Annotated in this window: 12 protein-coding genes; 3 read left to right on the plus strand and 9 right to left on the minus strand. The window is 39.5% G+C overall.

Annotation, left to right across the window (positions count from 1 at the left end; all coding sequences use genetic code 11):
* Positions 1-37: 37 nt before the first annotated feature.
* From HMPREF9018_RS05465 to HMPREF9018_RS05475, 3 genes are read right to left on the minus strand one after another with little or no spacing between them, the layout of a single operon-like run.
* On the minus strand, positions 38-820 hold the full coding sequence (locus tag HMPREF9018_RS05465) for a hypothetical protein (RefSeq protein WP_008449135.1): 783 nt from the start codon (positions 818-820) through the stop codon (positions 38-40).
* Positions 817-1,347: a DUF3408 domain-containing protein gene (locus HMPREF9018_RS05470; protein WP_008449091.1), complete on the minus strand. Its 531-nt coding sequence runs from the start codon at positions 1,345-1,347 to the stop codon at positions 817-819. Before HMPREF9018_RS05470 ends, HMPREF9018_RS05465 begins: the two co-directional genes overlap by 4 nt.
* The gene (locus HMPREF9018_RS05475) at positions 1,344-2,141 is read right to left on the minus strand and encodes a ParA family protein (protein WP_008449148.1); all 798 of its coding nucleotides are present in this window, start codon (positions 2,139-2,141) and stop codon (positions 1,344-1,346) included. Before HMPREF9018_RS05475 ends, HMPREF9018_RS05470 begins: the two co-directional genes overlap by 4 nt.
* Before the next feature lie 557 nt (positions 2,142-2,698).
* Between HMPREF9018_RS05475 and HMPREF9018_RS05480 the strand changes: the two genes are divergently transcribed.
* From HMPREF9018_RS05480 to mobC, 3 genes are read left to right on the plus strand one after another with little or no spacing between them, the layout of a single operon-like run.
* Positions 2,699-3,079: a plasmid mobilization protein gene (locus HMPREF9018_RS05480; RefSeq protein ID WP_039864500.1), complete on the plus strand. Its 381-nt coding sequence runs from the start codon at positions 2,699-2,701 to the stop codon at positions 3,077-3,079.
* Complete coding sequence (gene mobB, locus HMPREF9018_RS05485; protein WP_008449117.1) at positions 3,076-4,350, plus strand: conjugal transfer protein MobB; 1,275 nt, start codon at positions 3,076-3,078, stop codon at positions 4,348-4,350. The genes HMPREF9018_RS05480 and mobB overlap by 4 nt, the downstream gene beginning before the upstream one ends.
* A 53-nt stretch (positions 4,351-4,403) precedes the next feature.
* On the plus strand, positions 4,404-6,410 hold the full coding sequence (mobC, locus tag HMPREF9018_RS05490) for a conjugal transfer protein MobC (RefSeq protein WP_008449141.1): 2,007 nt from the start codon (positions 4,404-4,406) through the stop codon (positions 6,408-6,410).
* A gap of 306 nt (positions 6,411-6,716) precedes the next feature.
* Here the strand turns inward: mobC and HMPREF9018_RS11480 are convergent, their stop codons facing one another.
* The 6 genes from HMPREF9018_RS11480 to HMPREF9018_RS11000 all read right to left on the minus strand — a co-directional run bounded on the left by HMPREF9018_RS11480 (position 6,717) and on the right by HMPREF9018_RS11000 (position 12,907).
* Complete coding sequence (locus HMPREF9018_RS11480) at positions 6,717-7,673, minus strand: IS256 family transposase, variant Zn-binding type (protein ID WP_008449110.1); 957 nt, start codon at positions 7,671-7,673, stop codon at positions 6,717-6,719.
* A 522-nt stretch (positions 7,674-8,195) separates the two neighbouring features.
* Positions 8,196-8,687, minus strand: a complete 492-nt coding sequence (locus HMPREF9018_RS05500; protein WP_008449094.1) for a hypothetical protein — start codon at positions 8,685-8,687, stop codon at positions 8,196-8,198.
* Positions 8,684-10,882, minus strand: coding sequence for a peptidase domain-containing ABC transporter (locus tag HMPREF9018_RS05505; protein ID WP_008449150.1), 2,199 nt, complete (start codon positions 10,880-10,882; stop codon positions 8,684-8,686). Before HMPREF9018_RS05505 ends, HMPREF9018_RS05500 begins: the two co-directional genes overlap by 4 nt.
* Positions 10,883-10,885: 3 nt before the next feature.
* On the minus strand, positions 10,886-12,358 hold the full coding sequence (locus HMPREF9018_RS05510; protein ID WP_008449139.1) for a radical SAM/SPASM domain-containing protein: 1,473 nt from the start codon (positions 12,356-12,358) through the stop codon (positions 10,886-10,888).
* Positions 12,359-12,592: 234 nt separating this feature from the next.
* Positions 12,593-12,742: a hypothetical protein gene (locus HMPREF9018_RS11095; RefSeq protein ID WP_169495532.1), complete on the minus strand. Its 150-nt coding sequence runs from the start codon at positions 12,740-12,742 to the stop codon at positions 12,593-12,595.
* A 15-nt stretch (positions 12,743-12,757) separates the two neighbouring features.
* On the minus strand, positions 12,758-12,907 hold the full coding sequence (locus HMPREF9018_RS11000) for a hypothetical protein (RefSeq protein WP_019036787.1): 150 nt from the start codon (positions 12,905-12,907) through the stop codon (positions 12,758-12,760).
* Positions 12,908-12,916: the final 9 nt, after the last annotated feature.

Consider the following 12,916-nt stretch of genomic DNA (forward strand, 5'->3'; position numbering starts at 1 on the left):
CGCATCACTTTACACTTCTACAATATGAACATTGGTTTTACAAATAATATGACAGTGGAAGTTCGGCTTCTTCCGAAACATCGCTGTTGCTGCTCTCTACGTTTGAGTCCGTTTCAAAGTCAGAAGAAGAGTTTATATTACTTTCCTCTAAGTCCAGTTCTTCCGCCTTGCGAATGGCAGCAAGCAGCTTTTGATGGTCTTTCTCTTGCTTGAGCGTTGCCTCCTTGATATAGTCCATAAGCTGTGTGCCCCGTATGCTTTGCAACGTGTCCTGCACCTTGTCTTCATCTTCCTTATCAAGTTCATCGTCATTCCTATGCCAGCCGTTTACACGATATAAATCTCTTGTAAGAATGGCCGATGGTGAGACTTCGGGTAAGGAATCGTCTGCAATCTGCAGTTCCTCACGGATGATAGTTTCTTCGTCAGATTCGTCCATCGTATAGTCAACCTGCATTTCATTGTCCTCTTCTGTATTTCCCGCTTCTTTTGTTTCTTCGGACACAGATGAGTTTTTCTCTGCAAAAGTATTAGGTTTTTCATCAGGATTCTCAGAAGAGGAAGCAGCGGGAATTTCGGAGATAGACGGGGAAACGAAAGATTTACTCTTGCCCACCAAAACGTGACGTGCATTGTCAATCTGCTCTTGGGAAACGGATGTGTTGAGACTTGTGCCATGCCCGTTTCCTTTCTGTTTCGGTGTATTCTTCCCTGATTGGGCTGCCAATTCTTGAAATAACCTCCAAAAGTATGCGATGCCGAGAGTTATCCACACTATACCCAGCAAAAGCAATACGCCTAACAATAAATTGATTATCATAAGTCTATGGTTTTATCACGCCTGCGTTGTGAGGCGGTATGGTTCAACAAATCCTGATACGTTTTCAAATGATCGAGAAGGATATTCTCAATATACCCCGTGATAGAAGCCTCCGATCTGATGTCGTTCAGCACATCACGCAGTATCTGGAGTATCTCAGTATGGATACTGAAGCCAGACTTGTTGCGCCCGTTGCGGACACCCGTCAGAAATCGCTGTTCGTATTCAGGAAAGTCCATTGCTGGGGAAGAATCCTTCGTTCTGGCATTTCTCTTTCTTTTCGAAGGGTGCGCTGTTTTGGCATTGCTGCCATTAAACGAAGTTTCTTCCGGTATTTCCTCCTGTTCGTCAATGTTAGAAAGAGAGGCACTTGCATCTTCTTCCACAGAGTCTGAATCATCATCCAAATCAATGGGGTCGTCAAAGTCTGGTGTGTTCTCCTCTGTGCGCTTCTTGACACCTATGTCTGCCATCTCCTCCAATTTCGCTTGAAGCAGCTTTTCACGTTGCTCTTTCAGTGATTTCATACGCCGTTCTCAGTTTTCAGGTTGAGTTTCTTCATGACCTCCTTTACCCACTCATCCACTCCAGTCTGAGGGCGGAGAGCCGGTGCAGGGGGCAGGTAGGAACAGCGGAATACACCTTTGACACCCCCTTGTGCTAATTCCCTGCTGAATCGGACGGAGTTGTAGATACGAGTATCGAAAATCGGCAGTCCCTGTTCCTCAGCATTCTGACTGAACAGGTCAATGACCGTGGTACTGGCACTGCGGTTGATTTTGTTCCAAAGCAGAAAGAAGTCCTGAATGCGTGAGCCTTCAAATCCGATACCCAAGTCCCTGATTGTCTTGGCGTATGCAAAACTCGATGCCAGCGACTGTGGGTCGGCTTCTATAGGTGAGATGATGTAGTCCATAGTAATGGACAAATCCATCATGGCACTGGTAAGGGCATGACCAGGAAAGTCAAAGATAATCAGTTGCGGTGCCGTCTTCATTTTACGAAAGTATTTCATGACATCGGAAACGGCTCTTTCCGGTTTGCTTCTGATGATATGATACGATTTCTTGCCGTAGCGGGACAGGCGCTCGTGAAGTTCCCTGCCCAGTTCGGGTGAGGACTCGATGAGGTCTCTGTCGCGTTCGCGGAGTTTGTAGAAAGATTCCTGCGTACCGTCGCAATCCACGACGGCAAGGGAGATGTTCTTCTCGTAATATAGTATGGAAGCCAGCACTTCGGCAAGGCTGCTTTTGCCAACTCCGCCTTTCTGCGAGGCGAAGCCCAGATAGATGGGATTGTTTTTTTTCTTTTCCATATTCATAATCGGTTGTTACTTATGTTATAAGTTGATGTATATCTTGACTGACAAGTCATGTCATATTTGTTGTTGAAACCATATTTTTGACTCGACCTAAAAGTCTGGTTTTGACCCAACTCAATTTTGACTCAGCTCAAAAACATAAAACCATCCGCAGTTCAAACCTTTATTGATTGAGATTTTTGAAGTTGAAATCATTATTTTGGACTCTTCATCTATATAGGTTTCAAGCTGTCTTTCAACTGAATCTGCTTGCAAAATAACAAGGTTTTATCCTAAGTTTCAACTACCTGTGAAGTACAGGGAAATGCAAGGAAAAAGAGTGAATATCATTGATAATGAGATATTTGAAAATCTGCCGTAACTTTGCAGGCAGATAGAGAACATGGAGCTAATCTCCCCGAAGCGGACACCCTGAAAGGTGGATACTTCTATTGCATCATCTCTTGATATTGGCAAGGTGTGTCTTTGTCCGACAAACTCCGTTTTTGCCGACAAAGACCCTTGCCCCAAAGGGGAATTAAATTACTCCAAAGTCGTAATTACAAAAAGGAAAGATAATGAATGACAAGATAGAACGATGGGACAGATGGGATACCCGTCTTCCCAAACCCAAAGACCAGCAACGGGCGATTGATTTGTTCCATAAATCAGGTGCGGAAACCAAGTCGGATTTCGTGCGTGGACGTATTCTTGGAGAGAGTTTCAAGGTGATTACGGTGGACAAATCCGCCGTGGAATACTACCGTAAACTCTCCGAACTGACGGCACAAATCCATAAAATTGGCGTGCTGTATAACCAGACCGTGCGTGCCATTAACAGCTATCATTCGGTCAAGACCACACAGATTCTGCTTGAAAAGTTGGAGAAACTGTCGGCTCAAATCGTAGCTTTGCAAGAACAGGCTATCCGTTTAACCATTGACTACCGCAAAAGATGATTGCCAAGATTTCTGCAACGGAGAACCTTGGAGGAGCACTCGGCTATAACTTCAAAAAGGTAGAGAAAGAGGAAGCAAGCATTCTCCTTGCCGCTGAGTTGTATCAGGACGGAGAGGGACGTTATACGATGGAGGACGTGATTGCCGACATGGAGGCATTGATACCGAAGAAATGCCGAACAAAGAAAGCGGTGTTCCACTGTTCGCTCAATCCGCACCCGGACGAGAAACTCTCTGATGAACTTCTTGCGCAGATTGCCAAGGAGTATATGGAAGCACTCGGCTACGGAAAACAACCCTACATCGTGTTCAAGCACAACGACATCGCCCGTGAGCATATCCACATTGTGTCGCTTCGGATAGATGGTGAGGGAAAGAAAATCAACGACAAGTTTGAAAAGCGAAGGAGCAAGCAGATTACTGATGCTCTGGAAAAGAAATATAACCTCATTCCAAGTTCAAAGGTCAGTGATAGAACAACAACAGAAACGCCAAAGGTCGATACTACGCAAGGAAATATCAAGGAACAAGTGGCAAATACTGTTCGTTCTGCGATGAAGCATTATACATTCTGCTCCTTAGGTGAACTAAATGCCGTTCTGCATAAATACAACCTTGCGGTAGAGGAGGTTAAAACGGAGTATCGAGGAAAGCGATATGACGGACTGGTCTATGTGCCTACCGATGACAAGGGCAATAAGGTGAGCACGCCCATTCACGCCTCGGACATTGGTAGAGGTGTGGGCTATGCTGCCGTTCAGAACAAGATGCTGAAATCGAAGCAGATAGTTAAGCCATTGATACCAACCATCAGAAGAAAGGTATTAGAAGTAATGCGTACTTCTCCCCAGACGGAGGAAGAACTCCGACAAAGATTGGAGGAACAAGACTTGCGAGTGGTAATCCGAAAGAATGATAATGGACGCATCTATGGTATTACGTTCATTGATGACAAAGAAGGCATTGCGCTCAATGGTTCCCGATTGGGTAAAGGATATGCTGCCAATGTATTCAACGCATATCTATCTAATCCAGCACACAATCCATTCTTGGATGAATCGCTTTATGGAAAGATTGATACCACCTTACAGCAACAGATGCAGACAATACAGTCTGATGAGCAGGAAGGCGACAACCTTGTCGATGAACTAGTCGACGATATGGTGGGAGAATCCTTCTCTTCATCGGGCAATGATGATTGGAAAGAAGCGGCATGGCAACGCAAACTCCGTAAGCAAAGTAAGGTAAAACTTAAACGCAGGAAACGTTAAGTACACGTTCAAATAACATTCAAAGGATTTTCTAACAACAATAAAATAGCATTATGGCACAAGAAGACGATTTAAGGGCATTGGGTAAGGTCATGGACTTTATGCGAGGCATATCGGTGATATTCCTCCTCGTTAACTGTTATTGGTTCTGTTACGAGGCATTTCAAGAGTGGCACTTTACGCTCGGTATCATCAACAAGATATTGATGAACTTCCAGCGTACAACGGGATTATTCTCGTCTATCCTCTGGACAAAACTCTTTTGTGTGGTTTTCCTTGCTTTGTCCTGCCTTGGGACAAAAGGCGTGAAAGAGGAGAAAATCACATGGCCAAAGATTTGGACGGTGCTTTTCTTTGGCTTTGTATTCTTCTTTCTCAACTGGTGGCTGTTGGTATTGTCCATCGGCAAGATCGGGGTAGCTTCCCTCTATATATTTACGCTGTCCGTTGGCTATATCTGTCTGCTGATGGGTGGCGTATGGATGAGCCGACTACTCAAAAACAACCTGATGGACGATGTGTTTAATACTGAGAATGAGAGTTTTATGCAGGAAACTCGGTTGATGGAGAATGAATACTCTGTCAATCTTCCTACACGCTTCTACTATAAGAAGAAGTGGAACAAGGGTTGGATTAACGTAGTCAATCCGTTCCGTGCCTCAATGGTGCTCGGTACACCGGGTTCGGGTAAGTCCTACGCCATTGTGAACAACTACATCAAGCAGCAGATAGAAAAAGGCTTTGCCATGTATATCTACGACTACAAGTTCCCAGACCTTTCAGAGATAGCCTACAATCACCTGCTTCATCATTTGGACGCTTACAAGGTAAAACCGCAGTTCTTCGTGATTAACTTCGATGACCCACGCAAATCGCACCGCTGTAATCCTATCAATCCTGCCTTTATGACGGATATTTCGGACGCCTACGAGAGTGCCTACACCATCATGCTCAACTTGAACCGCTCGTGGATTCAGAAGCAGGGAGATTTCTTTGTGGAGTCGCCAATTATCCTGCTGGCAGCCATCATTTGGTTTCTGAAAATCTATGAGAACGGAAAGTATTGTACTTTTCCTCATGCCATTGAGTTCCTGAACCGTCCCTACGCACAGATATTCCCGATACTCACCTCCTACGATGAACTTGCCAACTACCTTTCACCCTTTATGGATGCTTGGGAAGGCGGAGCACAGGACCAGTTGCAGGGACAGATAGCCAGTGCCAAGATACCGCTATCTCGTATGATTTCACCTGCTCTCTATTGGGTAATGACGGGCGATGATTTTTCGCTCGACATCAACAATCCCAATGAGCCGAAAGTGCTTGTTGTGGGGAACAATCCCGACCGTCAGAATATCTATTCGGCGGCACTAGGATTGTATAACAGCCGTATCGTGAAGCTCATTAACAAGAAGAAGCAACTCAAATCCTCAGTGATTATCGACGAGTTGCCGACAATCTACTTCCGTGGCTTGGACAATCTGATTGCCACTGCACGAAGTAATAAAGTAGCAGTGTGTCTGGGTTTTCAGGACTTTTCGCAGCTAACCCGTGACTATGGAGACAAAGAAAGCAAGGTGATTCAAAATACGGTGGGAAATGTTTTTTCAGGGCAGGTAGTAGGTGAGACGGCTAAGACGCTTTCCGAACGGTTTGGTAAGGTACTTCAGCAACGACAGTCCATGACCATCAATCGAAACGACAAATCCACCTCTATCTCCACACAGATGGACAGCCTTATCCCTGTAAGCAAAATCAGCAATCTCACACAGGGAATGTTTGTCGGTGCTGTGGCCGACAATTTTGATGAGCGTATTGACCAGAAAATTTTCCATGCAGAGATAGTTGTGGACTCTGCAAAGGTTTCCGCAGAGATGAAAGCCTATCAGCCAATCCCAACAATCGCAGACTTTACAAATGAAGATGGCTCCGATAATCTCAAAGAGACCGTCGAAACCTACTACAAATCAATTAAACAAGAGGTCTTAACTCTTGTAAGTAGCGAGATCGAAAGACTCAAAAATAGCCCCGTTTTAAGGCACTTGATGAAGGAAAATTAGAGAACGATTCTTAATGCTCTTTCTAAAGCTTTCGTTAAGTTTTGTTCAGGCAATGCTCCATATATGTTATTATCAACTAATTACATTTTTTCTTAGAAGAAAAGTGAAATTTTGGCGTATAGCTCATTTTGCAGGCTGTTTTTTGTATTAGGTGTTCAATAGCTCAAATTGCAGGCTGGCTTTATTCAGAATATTCAAAGAGTTTATATACCTTTGCCATGCAGTCTGAAGCATAATGGAGCTCTGCTGGGGAGCAACTCCATGAGGAATAGGATTGTATAAAACGACAAGTATAAGCAGGATCCATTATGGGTGTGGTTCCTGCTTTTTCATACTTTGAGTTTCTATCAATGCCAAGAAAAACCCATTGATGAACCTTTTGCGATTCTCTTGTGTAAGTCCGCTATGATTGTTCAAGTTTTTCTTCAGGTCAATGAATGTCCCCTCAATCTTGTTGTTAGTATTGGGCATTCCCCAGCATTCTTCCCGCTGACAGGTAAAAAGATAAGGCAAGTAGAAGTCAAGGCTGTTCATGGCTGACCTCAACCGTCGGTGCGTATAATGCAGCCTGCCGTCCTTGTGCAGACTGCGGTGTTCTATCGTACCCTTCCACTTTTCCTTCCATGCTTGATATTCGCTCCTGAAATCAGCCTCGTGGATTTGATGCAGCCTGTCCACGAGAGCCTTTAAATCCCGGCTGGCCAGCATTCTCGGATTCTGCGTAAGATACCTTCTGACAATCTGCTTCATGTGGAACTGGCACATCTGTACATGGTACTCAGAGAAAGACTTGAAGAGGCTCTTTTTCCCATCAATAATTAGACCGTGTATGACATATCCACGCGTCTCAATACTGACGACTGCGTCTTCATAGTCCTTCACTGTCTCGCTCTTTACAAAGGACAGATAGAGAGGTTTTCCGCTCTCCGTATCCAATGCGAGCAGCACACCGAAGTTTCGACCCCAATACGTTACGTCCAGATGGACAAAACCACTTCCGTTTAGTGGAGGTTGCACCCACTCACACTTGATGTCATGCAACCTACGCTTGACCGTAGAGAGGCTTATTCTGAAGCGTACCGATAGTTCATTGATCGTCTGCTTCTGTTGTTGATAAGCAGTCCACAATTCATCATCGCTCACTTGGAAACCGGAGCGAAACTGATAGCCGCAATCCTGACATTTATACAGTTGTACACCTTTGCGAACACCATTCTTTTTCGTGTGCGTACTACCACACGCACGACATCTCATTTTGAACATACTAACTTTGAATTTTTAGGCAACTTAAATGCCCATAAAGTTAGTATACATCGGAAAGACACCTATGTCTCAGCCTGCAAAATGAGCTATTGAGCAATTTGAATCGTCAATTTAGTGCTGAAGGTATCTTGAATGGGCGAAACATGTGTAAATATCGAATGGCATGACACTTTTCAGCCTGCAAAATGAGCTATAGGTCGAAATTTTGTAGATATTCTATTCTGATGAATTATAAATTTCAAGGGAAAATGTTTTTCCAAATTCAGTTCTGTTTAGCTGTAAAAATCACCTTCCCTCCAAAATAACAAAAGGAGTCCAGCTATCTAAATCTCTTTAATCACTATTTGTAGGTATTTTGATGCGGTGTGAGATAAAAAAGTTGCAGGAATTTTGGGTGCTCGAAAATAAATTCAAATTCATTTAGACAAATAACGAGAGGGTATTTTGGAGGGAAACCTCGTTGGTATTTACAACTCGGTATTTTTATAAGATTTCATTGGTTACTAGTGACTGAATTCTGTTTTATCTTTGGTAATAACGAGATATTATATGGTTTACTACACTTGTTTTTTCAATAGTTACAATACCTACTCCATTATACTCTGAGTAAACCATTTTGCTTTTTATCGCATACGGAATCTCAATGGAAATTGGAATATAGTAAATACCTTTGTGGTAGATACAGTTCTTTTTAAAAGATATTTTTCCATAAATATATCCAAATTGTGAATAAGGGAAGGCATTTAACTGAATAATAATGGACTGATTATTATGAATCTTATAGTAATCTTCCTCTCTAATTGCTATAGTGTTAACATCTTTTTGGGGGCTTTTTTTTATATATACTTGTCCCTCAAGCGTTTCAGAGTATTTTATAAAAAAAGATGATATAAGAGTGCATAGAACCACGAAGAAAACTGCTAATAATCCATAACGAATATTTTTAGAAGGAATCTTTGATAAAACCTCATCGAATTCTTTAGAACGTTTGGTATACATCTTAATTTGTCTCATAATTGTTTGTTTACCAGATTATAATAAATCCCTTTTTGGGCAATAAGTTCGCGATGTGTTCCAATCTCCTTTATTCTACCCGCTTCTATCAATACAATTTGATCTGCATTGCGAATAGTACTTAGACGGTGTGCAATTATTATTTTGGTTTTATTTATAAAATATGTAGACAGATTTGAGACAATGTCATTCTCGTTTTTGGTGTCTAAAGAATTGGTTGCTTCATCAAGAAACAGATAGCTTGGATTTTTATAAATAGCTCTTGCTATTAAGATTCTTTGCCTTTGTCCTTGGCTTAATCCAATTCCATCGTCTCCTATCCTTGTATCGTACTTTAAAGGTAAATTAATTATAAAATCATAAATGTTTGTTATCTTTGACACCGTATATAATCTGTCTTCATCGAATTCATCTGGGTTGACACATATATTATTTGAGATAGTATCATTGAAAATATAGCCATTTTGCATGACAACTCCACATACAGAACGCCAACGCGATAAATCAATGTCTTTTAAATTGGATGTTCCTACATAAATATCCCCAGTCTCTGGGGGGTAGAAACCTAATATCAATTTTAAAAGAGTTGTTTTTCCCGTTCCACTGACACCAACTATTGCAGTCGTTTTTCCAACTGGAATCTTTAGTGATATATTGTCTAATATCATAGGGGAGTATGGGTCATTATACCTAAATGAAACATTGTGTATATAAATATTTTGATTAGACAATTCTTCTTTATAAAGTTTGACAACGGGGGTGTTTTCTATTTTTTTTAAATGTATTTCTCCCAACCGTTCTAAAGATATTTTAGCATCTTGTAATGAATGAATAAATTGGATTACGCTTGACACCGGACCATTTAACTGACCATTAATATATTGAATAGCCATCATCTCCCCCACACTTAGCTCACCCTTTATAACTAAAAAGGCAGAAAAAAAAACAATACCGATATTTTTTATGTCGTTTAATAGTGTAGCACCAATGGTTTGTAGCTGTTCTAGCCTAAGACCTGCTATAGATATTTTGAAAAGCTTAATTTGTATCCGTTCCCATTCCCATCTTTTTTCAGTTTCGCAATTATTGAGTTTTATGTCTTGAACTCCATTTATCAATTGATAAACACTACTTTGATTTTGTGATGAAACAATAAACCTTTTGTAATCAATAATTCTTCGTCTCTTTAAAAAGAAAGAAAGCCATCCTATATATGCCGTAGAGCCGGTTAAGAAAATCAAGAAAATATATTTATTGAATATAAAAAGGATGGTACCAAATACAATAATAGACATTGTACTGTATAAAATGTCCAAAAGATTGGACACCAAAAAAGCCTCTATCCGATCGTGATCTTTAATTCGTTGAATAAGGTCGCCCGTAAATTTTTTATCAAAAAAGCCTAATGAAAGACTCAGCATTTTACAAAGGAAATCTGAAATGATAGAAATGTTTATTCTTGAACTTATGTGGAGCAATAGTGAACTACGGATATACGAAATAATAGAATTACATATTGTAAAACATAAAAATCCAATAATTATTAAATAAATAGCTTGTATATCTCTATGTCCAATTCCTTTATCAACAATGGATTGTGTCAAAAATGGAAATAGAATTTGAAAGACACCTCCTAGTATTAGTCCAATTAGTAGTTGTAAATAATATTGCCTGTAGGGCTTGATATATGTTAATAGAAAAGAAACGCTTATTTTTTTTTTACGTTCATCACTTTTATGGAATGAAATAGATGGTTCTAGTAATAAACAAATACCATATTCTTCAAAATGCTCAAAAGATTGTAGCCATGCCTTTGAAAAAGACTCTTCATCTAAATCTATTTTTCCAACAGAAGGATCTGCAATTCTATATATACGTTTTCCTCTACTTGTTTTTATATCATATAATACCACAAAGTGTTCTTGTCTCCAATACAAAATACAAGGACACTTAACTTGCTTAGATAAGATGTCTAATTTAATTTTTACCCCTCTTGTCTTAAAACCAATTTTTTCTGCAGCTTTAGCTATTGCCAATAATGAAACTCCCTCTCGTGTTATATATGTTATATCTCTTAGATACTCTAAGTCTAATTTTTTACCATAATATAGTGCAATAGATTGCAGACAAGCTGGACCGCAATCCATAGCATCTAACTGAGCTGTATAAATAAATTTCTTTTTAAATAGTCGCATAATTTATTGCAGAGGACAATTTACATCTGGTAAATCCCATTTTTTAGACCCATTTTTACGAATAATATCCCTATAGCATATTTGTTTTTCAGACCTACATCTTTCAAATAAAGTACAACTATGGCATTTACTTTTGGAAGAAATTGCACTTTGTTTGACATGATACAATGACAGGGCTTTGTCTGAATTCCAAATTTCGTCAATAGATTGACGTTCAACATCGCCTATAATAAAGTGTGGATGCCAATATAATTCTTCACAAATAGTTACCTTTCCATCTGGGAGTATAAAAATTTGAGAAAAATTCCCAGCACAATATGCTCTGTTAAGGAAAGATTTTACTTTCTCTTCCTGCGTAGTGAGGTCATTTGCACTGTCAACTTCCGAGATGGGACTTTCCAAACCTTGATATTTAATCTCAATCTTAGATGCTACAGATATATGCTTAAAGTAATTGAACAATTCTGTTAGCGAGTCTGTTGGCGGGGTTACTTTTCCTCGATATTTTGGTAAAGAATAGATAGATTCGTTTCCAATATCAGGCTTCCAATATAATATATTCTTTCTTTCATTTAGAAAATCAAACAAGGATGACATATCCTTGAGGTTAGCATTCCATTGATGTAAAACGCTATGTATTGCTACTGGTATTTTTTTTTCTTCCATATAAAGGAGCATGGATTTTACTTTGTTTGTGTAATTTTTCCCAACCTTAAGAGTCTTCTCTAGTGTTTCAGAAATAAGGCTATCAAGTGAGAATTGTAAAGGTAAATTATATGTTGCAAATATATCTATGTCTTCTTTAGAGAGAGGTATTTTAGTTGAGACAAAAGGATAATAATCATTTTCTACTAATGAAAAGAGTAATTCTTTCCAATGTGGATACAAGAACACTTCTCCTCCAATTAAGTCAAAGCTTACAACATTAAGTCTTTTGGCTTCTTGAATAAGTTCAAGAATTTTAGAAAGTGGAAGAGTGCAATTGGTAGGACGCCGTTTGTCTGCATAGCAATAATAACACTGTGTCGCACAAATGTTATTCAACATTAAAGTTATAAATGATACTGTTTTATGACGACGGTATTTCAGGTTAAATCGATCTATAATAAAATCTGATGGATTATAGCGATGGAAAGGATTCTTATAGCTAAAACGAGAAATAATTAAATTTTTTGGGAAACCGATAGTTACTCCTTCGTACACAAATCCTACATCATCTGGATTATCTATAAGCTTAAGAATAAATGATTCTACAAATTTTCTCTCAACAGGTATAAAATTTATTACTCTTGAAACAACACTTTCATAGTCGCTCCCATCTATGAAAGAGAGAATTATTGCATGAAGAGGATGTATAACACCTGTGAATGAAAGATTTGCAGTTGCAGATAATGAATATAGGCCAGTGCGTCCTAATAACAATACACTGTCGCCATCAGGTTTAAGAATATATGCGGGGTTAAGTAATATCTTCATATGCCTAATTACTAAATAGGCGTGAAGAGTTATGTCATCACGCCTATAATAAGATTTGTTGCATCTTTTTATCTAGATTTGGAAGTACTGCATGAAACAGAACAAGAAACCTTACATCCTGTTTCACATTCATAACCTCCCTTGATTTCGTGCATTTCAGAATCAAGGAGGTTTTGGGCGTCTGAAACTAATGCCATTTTCATTTCTTCTTTTGACATTTTGATAATGTTTAATTTATTTAGACCTACTATTTGAACATGATGTGGAACACGATTGACGGCATCCTGTTTCACAATCGTAGCCACCCTTAATTTCGTGCATTTCAGAGTCCAGTAGATTTCGGGCATCTGAAACTAATGCTATTTTCATTTCTTCTTGTGACATTTTGATAAGTTTAAATTATTTAGACCTACTATTTGAACATGATGTGGAACACGATTGACGACATCCTGTTTCGCAATCGTAACCACCTTTAATTTCGTGCATCTCAGTATCTAACAAATTCTGAGCATCCATAGCTAAAGCTATCTTTTTTTCTTGCTGTGACATAATTACTTA

Source organism: Prevotella amnii CRIS 21A-A, assembly GCF_000177355.1.
GTDB lineage: Bacteria > Bacteroidota > Bacteroidia > Bacteroidales > Bacteroidaceae > Prevotella > Prevotella amnii.